The organism is Pseudoalteromonas sp. Z9A5, from assembly GCF_011378875.1.
Lineage (GTDB): Bacteria > Pseudomonadota > Gammaproteobacteria > Enterobacterales > Alteromonadaceae > Pseudoalteromonas.
The window spans coordinates 1-20,502 of sequence record NZ_WTLC01000043.1; the positions used below are offsets into that span (position 1 = coordinate 1).

The 20,502-nt window shown below is 38.1% G+C and carries 16 protein-coding genes; 10 read left to right on the forward strand and 6 right to left on the reverse strand.

Annotation, left to right across the window (positions count from 1 at the left end; all coding sequences use genetic code 11):
* Positions 1-266 precede the first annotated feature (266 nt).
* Complete coding sequence (gppA, locus tag GQR56_RS17790) at positions 267-1,760, reverse strand: guanosine-5'-triphosphate,3'-diphosphate diphosphatase (protein ID WP_024609928.1); 1,494 nt, start codon at positions 1,758-1,760, stop codon at positions 267-269.
* Between the two features lie 43 nt (positions 1,761-1,803).
* The gene (gene rhlB, locus GQR56_RS17795) at positions 1,804-3,081 is read right to left on the reverse strand and encodes an ATP-dependent RNA helicase RhlB (RefSeq protein WP_024609929.1); all 1,278 of its coding nucleotides are present in this window, start codon (positions 3,079-3,081) and stop codon (positions 1,804-1,806) included.
* Between the two features lie 91 nt (positions 3,082-3,172).
* Here rhlB and trxA point away from each other — a divergent pair, with 91 nt between their 5' ends.
* On the forward strand, positions 3,173-3,499 hold the full coding sequence (trxA, locus tag GQR56_RS17800; RefSeq protein WP_002960942.1) for a thioredoxin TrxA: 327 nt from the start codon (positions 3,173-3,175) through the stop codon (positions 3,497-3,499).
* 188 nt (positions 3,500-3,687) lie between these two features.
* Entirely contained in the window at positions 3,688-4,947 is a 1,260-nt protein-coding gene (gene rho, locus GQR56_RS17805; RefSeq protein WP_008166441.1) for a transcription termination factor Rho, read from the forward strand.
* Between the two features lie 77 nt (positions 4,948-5,024).
* On the opposite strand, the gene GQR56_RS17810 is transcribed toward rho, so the two are convergent.
* Positions 5,025-7,844 (reverse strand): ATP-binding protein, encoded by a 2,820-nt coding sequence (locus GQR56_RS17810; protein ID WP_166113986.1) that lies wholly within the window; start codon positions 7,842-7,844, stop codon positions 5,025-5,027.
* A gap of 77 nt (positions 7,845-7,921) precedes the next feature.
* On the opposite strand from GQR56_RS17810, the gene GQR56_RS17815 reads away from it, so the two are divergent.
* Positions 7,922-8,494, forward strand: a complete 573-nt coding sequence (locus tag GQR56_RS17815) for a DNA-J related domain-containing protein (protein ID WP_166113989.1) — start codon at positions 7,922-7,924, stop codon at positions 8,492-8,494.
* Between the two features lie 21 nt (positions 8,495-8,515).
* Here GQR56_RS17815 and dbpA read toward each other — a convergent pair whose 3' ends face one another.
* Positions 8,516-9,904, reverse strand: coding sequence for an ATP-dependent RNA helicase DbpA (gene dbpA / locus GQR56_RS17820; RefSeq protein WP_166113992.1), 1,389 nt, complete (start codon positions 9,902-9,904; stop codon positions 8,516-8,518).
* 191 nt (positions 9,905-10,095) lie between these two features.
* Between dbpA and GQR56_RS17825 the strand changes: the two genes are divergently transcribed.
* The 3 genes from GQR56_RS17825 (at position 10,096) to GQR56_RS17835 (ending at position 14,783) form a co-directional block, all read left to right on the forward strand.
* Positions 10,096-12,174, forward strand: a complete 2,079-nt coding sequence (locus GQR56_RS17825; RefSeq protein WP_166113995.1) for a TonB-dependent receptor — start codon at positions 10,096-10,098, stop codon at positions 12,172-12,174.
* A 179-nt stretch (positions 12,175-12,353) separates the two neighbouring features.
* Positions 12,354-13,754, forward strand: coding sequence for a M28 family peptidase (locus GQR56_RS17830; protein ID WP_166113998.1), 1,401 nt, complete (start codon positions 12,354-12,356; stop codon positions 13,752-13,754).
* Positions 13,755-13,841: 87 nt separating this feature from the next.
* Positions 13,842-14,783, forward strand: coding sequence for a tetratricopeptide repeat protein (locus tag GQR56_RS17835; protein WP_024609933.1), 942 nt, complete (start codon positions 13,842-13,844; stop codon positions 14,781-14,783).
* Positions 14,784-14,827: 44 nt separating this feature from the next.
* Here GQR56_RS17835 and GQR56_RS17840 read toward each other — a convergent pair whose 3' ends face one another.
* Positions 14,828-15,733, reverse strand: a complete 906-nt coding sequence (locus GQR56_RS17840) for a DUF808 domain-containing protein (protein ID WP_166114001.1) — start codon at positions 15,731-15,733, stop codon at positions 14,828-14,830.
* Positions 15,734-15,879: 146 nt separating this feature from the next.
* Here GQR56_RS17840 and GQR56_RS17845 point away from each other — a divergent pair, with 146 nt between their 5' ends.
* The 4 genes from GQR56_RS17845 (at position 15,880) to GQR56_RS17860 (ending at position 19,356) form a co-directional block, all read left to right on the forward strand.
* Positions 15,880-16,161, forward strand: coding sequence for an MliC family protein (locus GQR56_RS17845; protein ID WP_024609934.1), 282 nt, complete (start codon positions 15,880-15,882; stop codon positions 16,159-16,161).
* 215 nt (positions 16,162-16,376) lie between these two features.
* Positions 16,377-17,843 carry a 4-hydroxy-3-polyprenylbenzoate decarboxylase gene (ubiD, locus tag GQR56_RS17850; RefSeq protein WP_024609935.1) on the forward strand — a complete coding sequence of 489 codons (1,467 nt, stop codon included), beginning with the start codon at positions 16,377-16,379 and terminating at the stop codon, positions 17,841-17,843.
* Positions 17,844-18,063: 220 nt separating this feature from the next.
* The gene (fre, locus tag GQR56_RS17855) at positions 18,064-18,777 is read left to right on the forward strand and encodes an NAD(P)H-flavin reductase (RefSeq protein WP_024609936.1); all 714 of its coding nucleotides are present in this window, start codon (positions 18,064-18,066) and stop codon (positions 18,775-18,777) included.
* A 168-nt stretch (positions 18,778-18,945) separates the two neighbouring features.
* A complete protein-coding gene (locus GQR56_RS17860) occupies positions 18,946-19,356 on the forward strand; it encodes a CBS domain-containing protein (protein ID WP_024609937.1) in 411 nt (136 codons plus the stop codon).
* Positions 19,357-19,426: 70 nt separating this feature from the next.
* On the opposite strand, the gene add is transcribed toward GQR56_RS17860, so the two are convergent.
* On the reverse strand, positions 19,427-20,428 hold the full coding sequence (gene add, locus GQR56_RS17865) for an adenosine deaminase (RefSeq protein ID WP_166114004.1): 1,002 nt from the start codon (positions 20,426-20,428) through the stop codon (positions 19,427-19,429).
* Between the last annotated feature and the right edge of the window lie 74 nt (positions 20,429-20,502).

Sequence of the window (20,502 nt, forward strand, 5' to 3'; positions counted from 1 at the left end):
ATAATACACCCTTTATTTTTCGAGTCAACACTTAGTTTTAAACTTTCTTTTTAGATAATTTAAAACCGAAGTTTTATTTAACTCTCTGAGTAGTTTCTGCCTTGCTATGCTTCGGCGTTTCCCGTCTCAGTGGGGTCGCATTATAGGGAGATCCGAAAACAGATCAACCCTTTTTTGAAGAAAACTTGAAATAATGTGCTGTTCGCACATATTTACATCGAAGTGGTTACTTTAAACACTAAAAAGGTCCTGAAGGACCTTTTAACTTAGTTTACTATGAGCTTCCAACCAAGTTTACCTTGCTGTTTAGACTCTTGTTGTAGCTCACTAGCCATCAGTGGATGATCTTTTAACCAGTTACTTTCAAACTTAAGGTCTAACACTTCATTTTTAGCAGTTAACTCAAATTTAGGCAGTACGTCATCTTGTCTGCGCATCGATAAGATAACTGCTATACGAAGTAACCTCACAATGTATTGCGCTAATAGACTATTTACGCCGAGTGAATTAAAGCAGCCTTTTGGAAAGTCAGAACGATGAGCATCAGCTACGGCTACTATTAACTTATGTTCTGATTGTGAGAAACCAGGCATATCGGTATTTCCTAAAATATAAGCGGTATGTTTATGGTACTGCTTATACTCTATTAATAACCCAATCTCGTGAAGCTGCGCTACTGCTCTCAATAGTGGTAACCCATTTAAACTTTCAATTGGCCAGTCTTTATCAATATTTGCAGCTAACTGAACAACTAAGCTTGAAACTCGACACGCTTGTTTTTGATCGACATGATAACGACTCATAAACCCATCAACCGTGCGTTTGCGAATGTCGTTATTATGGAACTCCGGAACCATGCTATATAAAACACCTTCACGAAGTGCTCCACCCGCCAATCCCATTTTTTCTATTTCAAGAGATTCAAATAGTGCAATTAAGATTGCGAGTCCTGATACAAATACCAGTCGACGGTCTTCACTTAATCCAGGCAGATCTAGTGCTGCAATAGTGCTAAATGCAATTGCTTGTTCTTTTATAGTGTTGAGTTTTTCAAGCGTAAGTAAATCGTCAAGATTTTGAGCGACCATAATTTCTTGAATTGCTTGTACTGTGCCAGAAGCACCAGATGCAATTTGCCATCCAGCAGCTTTATAATCAGGGGATATTTCATCAATAACAGTGCGCGCTGCCTTTATAGCTGCGTTAAAGTTACCCTTACTTAGTTGGCAATCTTTAAAATAGCGTTCAAGGTAGGTAACACACCCCATATTGAGGCTTTTGTAATGTAAGGCATCAAATGCTTTGCCAATAACAACTTCAGTGCTAGCACCGCCAATATCAATAACCAGTTGTTTCCCTGTACAAGAAGAAGTATGAGCAACACCTTTATAAATTGTGCGCGCCTCTAGTTCTCCACTAATCACATTAATTTTGTGACCAAGGATTTTTTCTGCATGATTTTTGAATACTTCGGCGTTAGTTGCTAACCGTAAAGTGGCAGTTGCTACTATGGTGATATTTTTATCTGGAATATCTTGCAAGCGCTCAGCAAAAAGGGCAAGGCATTCCCAGCCTCGCTGCATTGCTTCAGAGCTTAATACATTGTTTGTATCAAGCCCTGCGGCTAATCGGACTTTGCGTTTAACACGTCCAATGGTTTGTAGACCGCCAGCAATTGATTTGGCTATAAGCATATGAAAGCTATTTGAGCCCAAATCAATAACTGCGTACACATTTTTTTGCGGTTTAAGTTGCCCCACCGTTCAAAAACCTCTAGTTACTACTACTTTTACAAACGGTCGCTTACGACCGTCCTTTTTGGTAACTATTATTTGGGCGACGTCCGCTGTTATTACTACGGCTACGTGGACCTGTTGAATAGTTGCGCTTTCTTTGAATAATAGGCTGAGTTAAATCATCTAGCAATGCTGTTTTATCATAATGTGATAAAGGAATGCTGTGCTCTATATATTCTTCAATTTCATGTAAATTATAAGCGTATTGCTCACAAGCAAAGCTTATTGCATGACCTGATGCACCAGCACGACCAGTACGACCAATACGGTGAACGTAATCTTCGCAGTCGTCAGGTAAATCAAAGTTAAATACATGGCTTACTTCTGGAATATGAAGACCACGCGCTGCAACATCGGTTGCTACTAAAAAGTCTAATTCACCTTTACTGAATTGCGCTAATATAGTTTGGCGTTTTTTCTGGTTAACATCACCAGTAAGCATACCTACACGATGACCGTCAGATTTAAGCCAAGCATAAACTGTTTCACAGCTGTGTTTGGTATTTGCAAACACGATTGCTTTCTCTGGCCATTCTTCTTCAATTAAGGTTAACAACAGCTTAATTTTGTCTTCTTGCGAAGGGTGAAATAGCTCTTCTTGAATACGTTTACCCGTTTTAACGTCAGGTTCGATTTGAACATGCTCTGGGTTTGTCATGTGTTCAAAAGCTAATTCTTGTACGCGATACGATAATGTAGCAGAGAATAATAAGTTTAAACGCTTTGATGTATCTGGCATACGATCGAACATATAACGAATATCTTTGATAAAACCTAGATCGAACATACGATCGGCTTCGTCAAGCACGACTACCTCAATTTCATTAAGGGTGTAACAGCCTTGCTTATACAGATCAATTAAGCGACCTGTAGTACCAATTAAAATATCAACGCCTTTTTCTAGTTGTGCACGTTGTTTTTCGTAATCTTCGCCACCATATACTAAACCTAAGTTAAGATTACAGTGCGGCGCTAAAATTTTAGCATCTTTGTGTATCTGAATCGCAAGCTCCCGAGTAGGGGCCATGATCAGGGCTCTTGGATGTTTACTAGGTGCTTTGCTAGATTGTAATAACCGATGGCACGTTGCCGTTAAAAACGCCAACGTTTTGCCTGTACCTGTTTGAGCTTGACCCGCAATATCACGGCCATCACAAATAAAAGGTAGGCATTTTGCTTGAATAGGTGTGCAATATTCAAACCCATTCTCGGTTAAACCGGCAACCACTTCCGGTGCGATAGCAAAGTCTGAAAACTTTTTATCGGTTAAATGTGTCTTAGTCATAGCGTTTAAGCATAACGTTTAAACTTGCAATAAGAAACAAGAGTGTTTAAATACGCACTAAATATTTCGCCTAACTAAATCGGAGAGCGCAATGAGCGAGAAAATAATCCAAATTACTGACGATAGCTTTGAAGCTGACGTATTACAATCAGACAAACCAGTACTAGTAGATTTCTGGGCTGAATGGTGCGGACCTTGTAAAATGATCGCCCCTATTCTTCACGAAGTTGCTGATGAATACGACAGCCGTGTGACTGTTGCTAAATTAAACATTGACCAAAATGCTGGCACACCGCCAAAATTTGGTATTCGTGGCATTCCTACTTTACTTCTTTTTAAAGATGGTCAAGTAGCTGCAACGAAAGTAGGTGCACTTTCAAAAACTCAACTTATCGAGTTTTTAGAAAACAACATCTAATTGTATAAGCTAGAACTATAAAAAGGGCTTTTTGCCCTTTTTTTAAATTTATTTTGTATAAAGACTGGACGCTTTGCCAGTGAACTGCTAGTTTATAAAGCCAACTAATCCTTAGTTATATTCAACAAACCTCACTCAACGATCAAAGCGATTTTGAGTATGACAACTGTAATAAAGAACCCACCAATATGCATTTACGCGAATTAAAAGACAAGTCTATAAAAGAACTTGTAAACTTAGCTGAGTCCATGGGGCTCGAAAACGTAGCCCGATTAAGAAAGCAAGATATTATTTTTGCCATTCTTAAATCCCATGCCAAAGGCGGAGAGAATATCTTCGGCGGCGGTGTATTAGAGATTTTACAAGATGGTTTCGGCTTTTTAAGATCATCAGAAGCCTCTTACTTAGCTGGGCCAGATGACATTTATGTTTCACCTAGCCAAATTCGCCGTTTCAGCATGCGTACTGGCGATTCAATCTCAGGCCTTATTCGCCCACCGAAAGATGGCGAACGTTACTTTGCTTTACTTAAAGTAAACGAAGTTAATTTTGATAAGCCTGAAAACTCTCGTACTAAAATTCTTTTTGAAAACCTAACTCCGTTACATGCTAACGAACGTTTTCGTATGGAACGCGGTAACGGCAGTAAAGAAGATATTACAGCACGTGTACTTGATTTAGCCTCGCCAATTGGTCGCGGTCAACGTGGTTTATTAGTAGCACCGCCAAAAGCGGGTAAAACAATGCTACTGCAAAATATTGCACAATCGATTACACACAATCATCCAGATGCAACATTAATGGTATTACTAATTGATGAGCGTCCGGAAGAAGTAACAGAGATGCAACGCCTAGTTAAAGGTGAAGTTATTGCATCAACATTTGATGAACCAGCTTCTCGTCACGTACAAGTAGCCGAAATGGTTATCGAAAAAGCAAAACGCTTAGTTGAGCACAAAAAAGATGTTGTTATCTTATTGGATTCAATCACTCGTTTAGCCCGTGCTTATAACACTGTTATTCCTTCATCAGGTAAAGTACTTACTGGTGGTGTTGACGCTAACGCATTACATAAGCCTAAGCGCTTCTTTGGTGCTGCACGTAACGTTGAGGAAGGTGGTAGTTTAACTATTATTGCTACAGCACTTATCGATACTGGCTCTAAAATGGATGAAGTTATCTACGAAGAGTTTAAAGGTACTGGTAACATGGAATTACACCTTAACCGTAAAATCGCGGAAAGACGTGTATTCCCAGCTATCGACTTTAATCGCTCAGGTACTCGTCGTGAAGAATTACTGACAAAACCAGATGAGCTTCAAAAGCTTTGGATTTTACGTAAAATAGTTCATGACATGTCAGAAATTGATGCAATGGAATTCTTAATCGATAAATTATCGATGAGCAAAACTAATGATGAATTTTTTGACTCGATGAGACGCCAATAAGCGTTTAAATTCGAAATAAAAAAGCGCCAAATTTGGCGCTTTTTTTATTTCTATTACCGTAATACTAAACAATATAACTAGCTTTCATTATACTTTTTAAGAACGGTTTGTAAGCTAGATACTAGCTTTTTAATATGCAATATATTTCGATTGCTTTGGGTTTGTAATAATGCCCGATCAAGATTTTTAGCAGCCAATGCTATTTCATCAAGTCCAAACATTTGCGCAGCACCCAAGATTCTATGGCTATCTTTTTGAAGCGCCTCTAAATCTTCATTTATAAAATGCTGTGTTATTGCCTCATTCTCCAACGCAAAGCTTTGCTTAAAACTAATTACTAAGTCGCTCATATCTATATCTGTTTGCTTAACTTGCTGCTGATCTTGTGTCTCTTCTAAGTGCAAAGATAATGCTTTATAAAATAAATCTTTATTAATAGGTTTAGCTAAATAGCCACTAAAACCTAACGCCAAATAGTCATCCACTTCATGGCTCATTGCATTAGCGGTCAATGCAAAAATTGGACGTTCAAAACCACATTTTTTTAATAGTTTAAAAGCAGCTCGTCCATCCATTACTGGCATTTGAATATCGAGTAAAACCAAGTCAGGGTATTCTTGCAAGCATCGCTCTACTGCTTGCTCACCATTTTCTACAGCAATAACTTCAAGCCCTAATGAACGCAAATAACGACTAATGAATCTACGATTGTCTGGATGATCCTCAGCAAGTAAAACTCGACCATTTAATTGCTTACTAATAACAGGAGAGTCTTGGTTTTCAATAACATTTAATTCTTTATCGACTTCTATGCAAGGTAAAAAGAAAGAAAACTGACTTCCTTTTTTATATTCACTCTGCACACTAATATAGCCACCCATCATCGAGGCTAGCTGTTGCGATAAGCTAAGACCTAGCCCAGTACCACCAAAACGACGACTTATACTATTATCCGCTTGACTAAAGCACTCAAAAATTAGTTTTAATTGAGAAGAACTCATACCAATACCAGTGTCTTTAACTGTAAGTACTAAGCCTTGTTCTGTTTTGTTTAATGCGACTATTACTTGCCCTGCGCGAGTAAACTTAATTGCATTTGCACACAGGTTAATTAGTATTTGTTTTACGCGCGTTAAATCAAGCTTTATATAGAAGTCGGTACCTATTTGATTATCTAAAATTAGATGCAAATTTTTAGCTTTTGCTTGTGTACTAAACATCGCGTGTACATCACTAACTAATTGAACAATATCGAAGCACGAAATATTTAACTCTAATCTATTTGCTTCAATTTTACTTAAATCGAGTACATCGTTAATTAAGCTTTTTAAATGATCGCTATGGCGTTGAATTATTTTAAGCTCATCTTGAAGTTGTTCAGGCTCATACAAACCATTTATTAAATCATCTGTTTGCCCTAAAATTGCCGTCAATGGTGTTCTTATTTCATGACTTATATTTGCTAAAAACTGACTTTTAATTTCGTTCGCTTCTCTTAATTCTTGAGCTACGGCTTGTAACTCAGAGGTACGCTGCTCTACCTGTTCGGCTAAACGCTGCTTTGCACGTTTTTCTGCACCACGTCGGTAAAGTGCAACCCCTGTAACAATAACCAAAATAAATAACACAAAAATAAACAGCGTAAGCTGTGAGCGTTGAGTCATTTTTAGTTTTTGTACTCTTCTATCTTGCTTTAATTGCTCAATTTCTTGATTCAACTGAGTCGCTTTAAATTGCTTTTGCAATACAGCTAACGCATTTATAATTGATTCACTTCTGAGATTTCTTAATTCACTGATAAATTGCTCGTGCAAAGACATCGCTTTTGAGTAGTTTCCTTTACTCGCTTCTAGCAATGATTGACTCCCTAGACCATCTCTTAATATTCGCTCACTACTATTTTCATGGGCTAAAAATATAGCACGATCTAAATTCGATTGAGCTTCATCCAACTCGCCTTTTACAAATTGTATTTTCGCTAAAGTGTGCAATGCATTAAGTTCTAAATTATGGTTATTAATTTTAAGCCCATACTGTGCACCTAACTTGGCTTGCTCATACGCTATATCTACTTTATTTAATATTAAGTTTACATTGGCAAGGTTGGTGTATTGCGTTGATAATTTATTATAGTCATTGGCAGGTAAATAATAACGAAGCGCTAATTGATAATAATGAAGTGCTAAATCAAACTGATTACTCTCAGAATAAGCTACACCCATATTGTTATACACTTGAGCAACACCACTCTCATCACCCAGTTTTTGATAAACTTTAATCACATCTTGATAAATACTAAATGCGTTGTCATAACGCGATAGGCGAATATAAACACCCGCTATATTGAGTAAAATATCTGTTTTATCTTGCTCGCTACCTAACGCTTCATAAATCACTTTCGCTTTTAAATAGTACTCGAGTGTTGGCGCTAACTTATTCATATTAAAATAAGCTAACCCTATATTATTTAATAAGTTAGCTTGCTCTAATAAGAGTTCATTTTTTTCAGCTATAGCAAGTGTTCGAGTGTACGCCACAATTGCTTTTTGAAAATGCCCTTGGTAAAAAAGAGCAACACCCTGCATTTTAATTGCACGAAAGTGCTCATTAGGTAAAAATGATACTGATGTACCTTGCTCTAGTAACTTAAAATACTCTAAAGCACCTGTATAGTTATCAACAGAAAGCGCTAAATTAGCCATTGATGAATAAATTTCAGCACGCTCTTTTTTTGAGGTATCTTGGTTTGTTAGTAATGCATTACCTAGTTGAAGTTTTGCATCCCATTGCTGTTCTTTTTTAAACTCGTCAAATAACGACACAGCACTTTGAGCATAACTAGAGGGTAGCAATACACACCATACAATGAATAAGAGGCATTTAAGCTTGCCTTGCATAATTACAATCCTTCAAACGGTTACTTATAACAAATGTAATCTTTATTGAAGATACACCAATTACTAGGGCGTAAACAATGCTTAACCCACTGATTGACCAGATATTTGATTTAATATTAACAAAGCAAGTTTGGCAAGTTCATATTTTAGCATCAGAACTTATAAATAGCGGTGCAATAAAATCACTTGATAAAAATCCAGAACGTGATTTATTTAAGCGTAACTTTTTAATTATGAACGCGCTATACCAACTACAGATTCAAATTCATCCTCAAATATTACTAATTTCAACACTACACATTGAGCTTTTAGAAAAAGAGAGTGATCGACCAGCAATAATTAAAACAAATTTAAGAGATTATTATTTGGATTGGAAAAACTACGATACCTCAACAGAAGACGTTGATGCACTTTTAAATAGTTTTTGGGGGCAATTTAAACGTCAAAGTGCAATATCGACCTTAACGCAAAAAAATTATAATGAACTTACCATTGAGTGGGAATTGCCAAATAACTTTACACTTAAAGAGTTACAAAAACGCTGGCGACAACATGCACTCAAAAATCACCCAGATAAGCCTGGCGGCTGCGAAGTAAAGTTTAAAAAAATAAAAGAGGAATACGAGCAGCTAAAAAAAGCTGCTCGTTAATGCACTAATTATTAATATAAATTAACGAGTAAGGCGACGAGCGCGTATTTTTCGCCCTTTAATGTTGCCTTCGGTTAATTTACGTAGCGCAGGTTTTAATGAGTTACGCTCAACAGCAACAAACGCTACGTTATCAAGTACGTTAATTTTACCCACCTGACGACCTGCAACCCCATCTTTACCCGTTAAAGCACCTAAAATATCACCTGCACGTACTTTTTGCTTTTTACCTGAATCAATCATCAAAGTAACCATTTCAGGGCGGTACGGCGGCTTGTCTAATAAATTAAATGGTGGCATTTGCTCTGGAGTAATATCGCGTTCGTAATGTTCGCCTATTTGAGCAATTTTAAACGCTTCGGCTTCACCGTAGATAGAACATGCAATGCCCTTTTTACCAGCTCGTCCTGTACGACCAACACGATGCACATGTGTTTGCGTGTCATGTGCTAAATGGTAGTTAATCACCATATCCATGTCATCAATATCTAAACCACGCGCAGCAACATCGGTTGCAACAAGTATTGAAGCACTTTTATTTGAAAAGTGAATTAACGTACGCTCACGATCGCGCTGCTCTAAATCACCGTGTAGCGAAACAGCACTAAAGCCTTCATCAGCTAAATCATCACACAATTGTTGTGTTTCTACTTTGGTATTACAAAATACAACACAACTTTGTGGTGTAAATTTAAGTAATAATAATTTTAGCGTTGGATAGCGCTGCTTATTATTATCCATTTTGTAGAAGTACTGCTTAATTGTACTTTTGGCTTGCTCTTCTTCTACTTTAACCATTTCTGGATTTTTAAGTACACGTTTAGCAATTGCTTCTATGGCTCTTGGGAACGTTGCACTAAATAGCAATGTTTGACGATTTTGTGGAATACGCTCAATAATTGCGTCAAGTGTATCTTGAAAACCCATATCAAGCATTTGATCGGCTTCATCAAGTACCAACGTTTCAACATCATCTAAACGTAAAGTACCTTTACGAATATGATCATCAACACGACCAGGTGTGCCAACAATAATATGTGCGCCATGTTCAAGCGAGCCTATTTGTGGACCAATTGATACACCGCCACATAACGTCAATATTTTAATGTTATGAATACCGCGCGCTAATTTACGCATTTCAACCGCAACCTGCTCGGCAAGCTCACGAGTCGGACACAACACTAAAGATTGAATACGAAAGCGTTTTACGTTTAATTTAGCTAACACACCCAAGCTAAACGCAGCAGTTTTACCTGAACCGGTTTTTGCCTGAGCAATGATGTCTTTACCAGCAAGTACAGGCGGCAAACTTTGCGCTTGTACAGGTGTCATGTGGGCATAGCCAAGTGTTGATAAGTTATCAACGAGTCCAGCTGGTAAAGCCAAAGATGAAAAAGCAGTTGAAGTCACAGTAAGTTCCATAGCAATAAAAATAACATGGGGGAAAGCCCCACTAAATATGCTGCTAATAATAGCAGAATTCGCAATTGGCAACCATGAACAAACACACTATAAAGCATGTTAATAAAAGATGTTGAAAATGATAGTAGTTTGCATTAAGATCGCGATTATTTTTTACATAACTGCGCTGGAAGCGATCAATGAAACTGAATTCACTTTACATAGCACTATTGGCAAGTATTACAACAAACGCATATGCAAACTCTACCGACCTTGAACGTATAGAAGTCAAAGGTAGCTACTTTAACGATTACAAAGTAGATAACGCTAATGGCGCAATGAGAACCTCAGCTTCATTACTTGAAACCGCACAATCTGTTACCGTAATAACAGACACCATAATTAACGAGCAATTAGCCACTACACTTGGTGAAGTACTAACAAATGACGCAAGTTTAACGGCAGGCTCACAACAACGAAATCGTGAAGTATTTAACTTACGTGGGTTTGAGCTTAGCTCATCTACGGGTTATTTACGTGATGGGCATCAGCATTGGTCGCACTATCAACAACCAATCGAAATTTTGCAACAAGTTGAAGTAATTAAAGGCCCATCAAGCATTTTATATGGTCAATCAGGTCCTGGTGGCTTGGTTAACATGGTAACTAAAAAACCTACAGCACAAACATTATTTAATGCCAGTGCCGATGTAGACCAACATGGCTCAACTCGCTTTATGGTAGATGCCAGTGGTGCATTGACTGAATCAGAAGATTTACGTGCTCGTGGTATTTTAGTTAAACAAGATGTTGATTACTGGCGTGAGTACCAAAATGGTGAAAACCGTGAGCGCGACCGATTTTTAGGTGCTTTAGTTGTTGATTACGATATTAGCGACAACGCATTAGTACGTGTGCATTACGACCGCACAGACGACGAAGCAGGTTTAGATACTGGCGCATGGATAGACGATAATACCAATGTAATTGGTGATGATAAAACAATCCGTGATATGTCTTGGGCGTTTACCGATATAACTGTAGAAAACCTAGGTGTAGACCTAGAAGTATTTTTAACCGATAACTGGCAAGTAAAGCTTGGCTATAACGAACAAACATTTGAGCGCCAACGCTTTGAATCAGCACCTAATATGCCAAGCGACTTTGTTGAGGGTGATAGCTATCAATCAAACCCTTATGATCGCTTTGATGATTGGCAGTTTAAAACGGCATATATTGATTTCGTTGGTGAATTTAAAACGGGAAATTTACAACATCAGTTTTTAATTGGCGCAAACTCGCTTGATTACTACTACGGGCAACGTCGTACCTCTGCCGACTCTTTTGATTTTTCAGCTGGACAGACAGAGCCACCTCGCCCTTCAATAAGTTACAAAACAGATGATACCGTAAGCGAAACTGAATATGACTACTACGGTATTTACGTTCAAGACTTAATTTCGTTCTCGCCAGAATGGCAACTATCGTTGGGTGGTCGTTACGACAAACAAAATAGCACAGGAAATGATAACGAATCATTTGTACCAAAAGTAGGTGTGCTTTATCACCCAAATGCCTCTGCTACTATATATGCTAGTTACTCAGAAGGTTTTGAACCTCAAGGTAGCGAAACATTGATTGACGAAACTGATGTAAATAACGGCATGAAATTAGATGCAGTTACATCTGAGCAAAGAGAAATTGGTATTAAATGGCAATTATTTGATGACCGCCTAATGCTTACCAGTGCTATTTTTGATATTAGCAAAGAAGGTACTCTTGTTAGCGAACAGCTTGATACTCCTATTGGCTCATTCACAAGTGAAACAAACCAAGTAGGCGAACAACGTCATAAAGGTGTTGAAGTCAGCGCGCAAGGTGCCGCTACTGACCGTTTATTTGTTATGGCATCAACTATGTATCTAGATGCTAACTTTGAACGCGATGAAGAATTAGAAGGTAAACGCCCTACCGATGCACCAAAATGGTCGGCATCACTTTGGACACGTTATGAATTCAACGACGCAATTGCACTTAATGCTGGTGCATTTTACGAAGGTGAGCGCTTTGCCGATAGCGATAATACGATTACTAAAGATGCATATACGCGCGTTGATGTAGGTGCCACTTATAAGTTTAACTTAAGTAATACCGATATTAATTTACGTCTTAACATCGAAAACTTATTTGATACAAGCTACTTAGGTGGTGGCGGAACTAATAATGTAACTGTTGGCGAGGGCACAAATCTTCGTTTAGCAGCGCAATTTAGCTTTTAAATAAATGCCTAAATAACAGCTTTAAAATATAGCCCACGTACATTTACGTGGGCTTTTTTACATCTAAACATTTATACCTAACAGTATTAAACCCATTACAACGCCTATTCATCTCATCTATTTTTTATAGCGTTTATTACATGCTTTAATAGTGTTAATTATTAAAAAGGCTTACCCAAATGAAAAAAATCATTACCGCATTACTGCTTACTAGCAGTATGGCTGCAAACGCTAACAGCGCCGAATTTACCCAAAAGCAATTACAACAAGTAGACGAAGTACGCACCTCTGCTCTAAATAGTGATTTAAGCTATAAATTACTAGAGTCATTAACAACTGAAGTTGGCCCTCGCTTACCCGGCACTGAAAACGATAAAAAAGCGGTTGCATGGGCTAAAGCTAAATTTAATGAGCTTGGTTTTGATAAAGTATGGCTTGAAGAAGCGACTTTTCCTGAATGGCGCCGTTATAGCGAAAGCGGAAAAATACTAACACCAAGCGAGCAACCACTGCACTTAACTGCATTAGGTAACAGTATAAGCACGCCAAAAGATGGGATCACAGCGCCTGTTGTATTATTCGAAACACTTGATGAATTAAAAGCCGCACCGGCAAACAGTTTAAAAGGTAAAATTGCGTATATTAATTACCGTATGAACCGCGATATAGACGGGAATGGTTACGGACCTGCTGTAAAAGCACGCGGTACAGGTGCTATAGAAGCATCTAAAAAAGGGGCTGTTGCCTACATGATGCGCTCGGTAAGTACCGGTCATCATCGTTTTGCACACACTGGCGGTAGTTACTACAAAGAAGGTGTTACAAAAATACCTAACGTAACAATTGCTAACCCAGATGCAGATCAAATTGCACGACTTATTGCTTTAAATAAAGACGTGTCGGTAAATATTAACGTGCAAACCGAAAATCTAGGTGAAGGCACAGGTTATAACGTTATTGGTCAATTTAATGGTACTGAAAACCCTGAACAATACGTACTTATTGGCGCACATTTAGATTCTTGGGATTTAGGTACTGGCGCATTAGATGATGGCGCAGGCGTTGGGCTAACAATGGCAGCCGCTAAACATATTAGTGATGTAAAACGCCCTAAGCGCAGCATTCGCGTAGTGCTTTTTGCAGCCGAAGAGCTTGGCCTTTGGGGAGCAAAAGCTTATTTTGCAGAGCATAAAAACGAATTAAACAATATTGTTGCAGCCGCTGAGTCTGATTTTGGCGCCGATGTAGTATATGCTTTTGAATCAAATGTAGATGCCGCTTCGCTTCCTGTAGTACGCGCTATAGCAAAAGAGCTTGCGCCATTAAATATTGAGTATATTGGTAAAAACCAAGCGAATGGTGGCCCTGACCTAATTCCACTTAAAGCAGCAACGTCAGCGCCTATTTTTGAACTTGCTCAAGATGGAACAGATTACTTTGATTATCACCATACAGCCGACGATACCCTTGATAAAATAACACCTGCTAAGCTACGTCAAAACACCGCTGCATACGCTGTGTTTGCGTTAATGGCTGCTGATGCAAAAACAACAATTAAACCTAAAGCTCAAAATAAGTAATAACAGACACACTTACTTACAGTTTGCAGCTTTAACTAACACGCTACTTGTTTTACCTTTAAATAATTAAAACAAGGAGCGTGCTTTATGTTGCTTTTTAACACGAGTGAATCATTTCCACATTTTGCACCAATAATACGCTGCCCTCATTGTCAAAGCGACGCCTATCATTTAGTAAATAAAAGCCGCTATTTACGATTTAGCATTTTACCTATGCTCGCTTTAAAATTAAATTACAAACGCGAATGCTATCAATGCGGAAAAAACGAACCCGTTAAAATAACGCAACTACCGTTAATAGAAAAACTAAGCCTGCCTAAATACTTTATTGGCGTATTTTTATTGCTCTGGATTGTTTTGTTTTTTTATCAACAACATCTTAATACCGAAATCCAAAAGCAATCTTATTTAAATAGCCCTAAAATATACGACACCTACTTAATACATGCCGACAAATTTACACACGAACCTTGGACCCTAACCAATTTAAGAATTGCTCAAGTATTAAATTTTGACGAACAATTTATTACCTTTCAGATAAGTAACTACAGTTATAAACGTAACAACAGTATTACTTTGGCAATGCGTACTAGCCAACTAATTCAAGACAATTACTTCTCCACTAAAACAATCACCCTCCCTCGTGATGAAATAAAGCGTTTGTATAAAGACGAAGCTATTTACGACGTATTACGTCCTTATGCCAACAGCCTTTATGGCGGGTTTGTGATGTTTCCTCCCAAACCTAAACCTTTATATAAAGGCTTAAAGCTCGATAAAAACAACCAACAAGGCATAATTTATTTTAAAGATAAGTTATTTGTTGAAGCATTTGATAGCTTTAAGCTAGCTGCTGAATCGGGTTCTCAATGGGGACAATTAAATTTAGCGCAAATGTATCGTGATGGTCAGGGAATAGCTCAAAATTATCAACAGGCTATTTATTGGTATAAAAAGGCCATTGAGCAAAAAAATACTAAAGCACAATTTGAATTGGAATCGCTTTGTAAAATAGCTAACTGTGAATGAGTGAATTTAAATATAGCTGGCGCAACAAGTACGCCAGCTATAAACTATTTTTTAAATAACTTTGTATAAATTACATGTATAAGCACAACAACTAAGCCGGCAATAACGCCTAGCAAACCATCAAACAATAGAGGCGCTAATACTTCTCCTGTGCCGCCAGCCATCGACTGAGCATAACTTGTTACATCTATCTGCGTGTGATGCAGTAACTCAACACCATGCACTAAAATACCGCCGCCTACTAAAAACATCGCAATAGTGCCCGCAAATGCTAAAAACTGCATCAACCTAGGCGCTGCTGCTAGTAAGCCTTTCCCAAGTAGCTCTTTAAATTTATTAGCTGACACTTTAGATTGGTTGAGTAAATAAAGTCCTGCATCATCCAGTTTTACAATACCTGCAACTAAGCCATAAACACCAATGGTCATTATAATTGCGATAACACAAAGCACTAAAGCTTGGTTAAGTAATGTAGCGCCAGCCACTGTGCCCAAAGTAATCACAATAATTTCGGCAGAAAGAATAAAGTCAGTTCTTATTGCCCCTTTTATTTTTTGTTTTTCGTACTCAACTAAATCTAATTTTTCATTTTCATCTACCGCTTCATTGTGATGAGGTAAAAACCTAGCAAATACTTTTTCGGCTCCTTCAAAACATAAAAATAAACCACCAATCATTAACAGTGGTGTTATTAACCAAGGCAGCCACACACTAATTAATAAAGCGGCGGGTACTAACATCGCTTTATTTAAAAATGAACCCTTAGCGACAGCCCAAACAACTGGCAACTCACGTTCTGCAGCAACACCTGTAACCTGCTGTGCATTAAGTGCTAAATCATCGCCTAATACACCAGCGGTTTTTTTTGTTGCAACCTTACTCATTGTCGCAATGTCATCAAGTAAGGTGGTTATATCGTCTAATAAAGTTAAAAGGTTAGTGCCAGCCATAAAGCTTCCGAGCTTAAAAAATATTGCTATAAACATAACGTAAAGCGCTACTTTCACCAACGGTTAATTTTGCTTTGTTATTCTCATACAAACTAAGTAAATAAGTCAGCTTAAAATAGGGACTTAATAAGATAAAAGGAGGAAAAATGAAAGTGCATTTGGTCATAGTGGCCAGCTTACTTAGCTTAACCGCATGTAGCGACCAACAAATAAGTACTGCCTATTTATGTAATAAAAATACTGTAGTACTAAATGTTATTAATAACAAAAATGCTGAACTTACTTTTAATAATGACATTTATTTACTCAATCACGAAGAGAGCGCATCGGGTAATAAATATATAAATGAGAATGTTTTATTTTGGGGTAAAGGTAATAACGCAATGCTAATAATTGCGGGTAAAAAGTATCAATGCACTACAAATTAAACTAATAAGTAATAGATAAAGCTCCATGCTGAACCAAATAAAGCAATTAAGCGTATTAGTAGCTATAACCGCCCTAGCAAGCAAACCCAAAACACCTATCAACTTTTATATATCTTAACGAGTATGAAACGCTGTAAGTTTTGAGTGCAAGTAATGACTTGCCTTGCATGAACTGGGTATAATACTTTAACTCTTTTGCTTAATAGCGGCCTCCAATGAAATACAAAGATCTACGTGATTTTATCGATTTGCTTGAAAAAAAAGGCGAACTTAAACGTATCACCCAAGAAATCGACCCGTATCTTGAAATGACCGAAATATCTGATCGCACATTGCGTGCTAAAGGCCCTGCGTTATTATTCGAAAATCCAAAAGGCTACGATATGCCGGTGCTTACCAACTTATTTGGCACACCAAAACGCGTAGCAATGGGCATGGGCCAAACAGAGGTTAGTGAATTACGCGAAGTAGGTAAACTACTCGCATTTTTAAAAGAACCTGATCCACCAAAAGGCATTAAAGAAGCACTAGGCGCTATACCTATTTTTAAGCAAGTGCTCAATATGCCAGCAAAAGAAGTTAAAAAAGCGCCTTGCCAACAAGTAATTTTAGAAGGTGATGATGTAGATTTAACTAAATTACCTATTCAGCATTGTTGGCCAGGTGATGCTGCACCATTAATTACTTGGGGCCTTACGGTTACTAAAGGACCTTATAAAAAACGCCAAAACTTAGGTATATATCGCCAGCAATTATTAAGTAAAAATAAAATAATTATGCGTTGGTTATCACACCGTGGGGGGGCGCTTGATTTTCAAGAATGGTGCAAAGAAAATCCAGGGCAACCTTACCCAGTCTCAGTAGCACTAGGTGCAGACCCTGCGACAATACTTGGCGCAGTAACACCAGTACCCGACACATTAAGCGAATACGCATTTGCCGGTTTATTACGCGGTAGCAGAACCGAAGTTGTTAAATCTATTTCAAATGACCTACAAGTCCCTGCCAGTGCAGAAATAGTACTTGAAGGTTATATAATGCCAGGTGAAATGGCGCCAGAGGGGCCTTATGGCGATCATACTGGTTACTATAATGAAGTTGATAACTTTCCAGTTATGACTGTAACTCACTTAACGCACCGTAAAGATCCTATTTATCACAGCACATTTACTGGTCGTCCGCCTGATGAGCCGGCTATTTTAGGTGTGGCACTTAATGAAGTGTTTGTGCCTATATTACAAAAGCAGTTTCCTGAGATTGTCGACTTTTACCTTCCGCCAGAAGGATGCTCATACCGCATGGCGATTGTAACGATGAAAAAACAATATCCAGGTCATGCTAAGCGCGTGATGATGGGAGTTTGGTCGTTCTTACGTCAGTTTATGTATACTAAATTTGTAATTGTATGCGATGACGATATTAATGCCCGCGATTGGGAAGACGTTATTTGGGCTATAACAACCCGAATGGATCCTGCTCGCGATACAACATTAATAGAAAACACACCTATAGATTACCTAGATTTTGCATCGCCAGTATCTGGCCTGGGTTCAAAAATGGGAATGGATGCAACTAATAAGTGGCCTGGTGAAACTACTCGAGAATGGGGTGAGCCTATTGTTATGGATAAAGACACCAAAGATCGTGTAGATGATATTTGGGAAAGCCTTAATATTCTTTAAATGTTTATATAAAATCAATTCGCTTAATTAAGTAGCCGTTTATAGCTAAAGAACTTGTCGATAATAATGCAGTTAACGTCAGGTTTAAACACTCAAATTGCTCAAGTATTATTGCGAATTAGTATAATATAAACAGGCTATAAAATAACCCTGCAGATATGCTAGAATCGATTTATTCTATTGCGTATCTGCTGTGAAAAGCGCTGCTAAAAGGTAAAAAATGCAAACATTAAAAGCTGAAGTTGTAGCTATCAGCCCACTTACAGAATTTGTTCATAAAGTAATTTTAAAGCCACTACAACCTGTGACCTTTGAAGCTGGTCAATACATGCAACTCGTATTGAGCGAAAAAGACAAACGTGCTTTTTCTATTGCCAGTCGCCCTTCACAATGTGATGAAATAGAACTGCACATTGGCGCATCGGGAGCTGATTCATATGCAATGCAGTCATTAGAACACCTACGAAATGCTCATAGCAATACGCAGTTGGTAGACATTGAAGCTGGTCTTGGTATTTCGCAATTACGCCTACAATGTGAGCGCCCTATTATTTTGCTTGCTGGCGGTACTGGTTTCTCATACGCTAAATCAATGGCTGACCACTTAGCTGAAATTAAATGTGACCGCCCAGTATTGTTTTATTGGGGCGTAAAAGAAGAGTCTGCTTTATACGCACACACAGAAATGCAAACGTGGGCTGATAGTCATAAAAACTTTGAATTTATCCCTGTGGTAGAAAATCCATCTGCTAATTGGCAAGGTCATACTGGCTATGTACACAAAGCGGTAATGCAAGATATTGTATCGCTTGAACCATACGATATTTACATGGCGGGTCGTTTTGACATGGTAGGTATCGTGCGCGATGACTTTATTACCCATGGTGCAATTCGTGAAAACATGTACGCAGATGCATTCGCATTTATAAAATAACTGAAATTAACTTTCAATTATAAATAAAGGCACCTAATCGGTGCTTTTATTTTATATAAAGACAAATACTTAATAGTTAAAAACTATCAACTTCATCAATATAAACAATTTCCTAAATCCCTATCTATAAACCATACTCTGTATAGAACATCAGCGGGAGAGACCCTAATGCTAAATACAAAAGTAAAAGATTTTATGCAGCGTAAGTTGCCAAACATAACACCTGAAACAGAAATGACCACAGCAATTGCAGAACTACAAAAATTTAAACTGCTTGGCGCGCCAGTATTTGACGAGAACAGATGCCTAGTTGGATTCATCTCCGAACAAGAATTACTAAAACCTCTAACTCACAGCAGCTATTTTTGTGACGGCATGGTTAAAGTGTCGCAATTAATGCAAACAGACGTTGTTACTGTTAGTGGCGAAACCAATATTATTGAACTAGCCGAGCAAATGAAAACAGGTAAACCAAAAAATTACCCGGTAGTAGAGGGTGTTAAAGTGATTGGTATGATAAGCCGCTCAGATATACTTAAAGCACTTTGTAATAACTACGTTAGCTGTCAAACGCGTTAATTAAACTGACATTACAAATACAAAAATGCCGCTTATAAAGCGGCATTTCTATATTTACAGTATTAAAAACTTAACGTGCACTAACGAGCGCTGAAAGCTCTTTTTTATCACCATCGCTTAAAAATGCTATTTTTAATGCGTTGGTTTGCGCTTTTTCCATATCAGCTTGAGATAAACCAGCCTTAGGCGCTGCAACAGCATATTCATACTCAATTTCAATCCCTTCAACCGCAGGGTCATCAGTATTAATGCACGCTAAAATACCGTGATCTAAAAATTGTTTAAGCGGGTGTTTAGCTAAGTCGTTCACTGTGCTGGTTTGAATATTACTTGTTAAGCACGACTCAATGCCAATACGGTTATCACGTAAGTAATCCATTAATTTTAGATCTTCAATTGCCTTTACGCCATGCCCTATTCTGCTCGCGCCTAGCTCGTTAATTGCTTGCCAAATACTTGGAGCGCCGAGCGCTTCACCTGCGTGAATAGTAGAAGCTAAATAAGCATTTCGTACTTGTTTAAAGTGCTCTACAAACAACTCGCCCGGAAAACCAATCTCATCACCAGCTAAGTCAACAGCCACTAAATCATTTTTAAACGCGAGTAACGCATCTAGCTCTTTTTGACATGTTTTTATGCCATAAGTACGCGATAGAATACCGATTAAGTTAGCTTTTATATTCGCACCCTTTGTTGCTGACTTAATACCATCAACAACCGCCTCTACAACCCCTTCTGGGTGTAAACCTTGGCTTTGTGCCATGTAGTAAGGACTAAATCGTAGCTCTACATAATCAAGCCCTTGGGCTTGTGCATCTTCAATGTTTTCAATAGCAATACGTCTACACGCATCGTAGTCGCCAAGTACTGTGACACCCCAATCTAACTTTTGTAAAAAAGCCATCAGGTTTGGCTCTGGGTCAATAACTTGAACATGAGGAATTAATGCCTCAACGTTATCTGCAGGTAGCTCTATATTAAACTGACGACCAAGTTCTAATATTGTTTGCGCACGTACATTACCGTCTAAATGGCGATGAATATCTAGCAAAGGTAATTTTCTATTGATCATAATAGCAACCCAGTTTAGTTAAATTTGCGCGCATGATACGCAGATACAGTTATTTTTCAAGTCTATATGGTTTG

Bases quoted from the DNA above. Each gene is read 5' to 3' on its own strand.
- rhlB (WP_024609929.1), bottom strand. From the start codon at position 3,081: ATGACTAAGACACATTTAACCGATAAAAAGTTTTCAGACTTTGCTATC.
- trxA (WP_002960942.1), top strand. From the start codon at position 3,173: ATGAGCGAGAAAATAATCCAAATTACTGACGATAGCTTTGAAGCTGAC.
- rho (WP_008166441.1), top strand. From the start codon at position 3,688: ATGCATTTACGCGAATTAAAAGACAAGTCTATAAAAGAACTTGTAAAC.
- GQR56_RS17810 (WP_166113986.1), bottom strand. From the start codon at position 7,844: ATGCAAGGCAAGCTTAAATGCCTCTTATTCATTGTATGGTGTGTATTG.
- GQR56_RS17815 (WP_166113989.1), top strand. From the start codon at position 7,922: ATGCTTAACCCACTGATTGACCAGATATTTGATTTAATATTAACAAAG.
- GQR56_RS17825 (WP_166113995.1), top strand. From the start codon at position 10,096: ATGAAACTGAATTCACTTTACATAGCACTATTGGCAAGTATTACAACA.
- GQR56_RS17830 (WP_166113998.1), top strand. From the start codon at position 12,354: ATGAAAAAAATCATTACCGCATTACTGCTTACTAGCAGTATGGCTGCA.
- GQR56_RS17835 (WP_024609933.1), top strand. From the start codon at position 13,842: ATGTTGCTTTTTAACACGAGTGAATCATTTCCACATTTTGCACCAATA.
- GQR56_RS17840 (WP_166114001.1), bottom strand. From the start codon at position 15,733: ATGGCTGGCACTAACCTTTTAACTTTATTAGACGATATAACCACCTTA.
- GQR56_RS17845 (WP_024609934.1), top strand. From the start codon at position 15,880: ATGAAAGTGCATTTGGTCATAGTGGCCAGCTTACTTAGCTTAACCGCA.
- ubiD (WP_024609935.1), top strand. From the start codon at position 16,377: ATGAAATACAAAGATCTACGTGATTTTATCGATTTGCTTGAAAAAAAA.
- fre (WP_024609936.1), top strand. From the start codon at position 18,064: ATGCAAACATTAAAAGCTGAAGTTGTAGCTATCAGCCCACTTACAGAA.
- GQR56_RS17860 (WP_024609937.1), top strand. From the start codon at position 18,946: ATGCTAAATACAAAAGTAAAAGATTTTATGCAGCGTAAGTTGCCAAAC.
- add (WP_166114004.1), bottom strand. From the start codon at position 20,428: ATGATCAATAGAAAATTACCTTTGCTAGATATTCATCGCCATTTAGAC.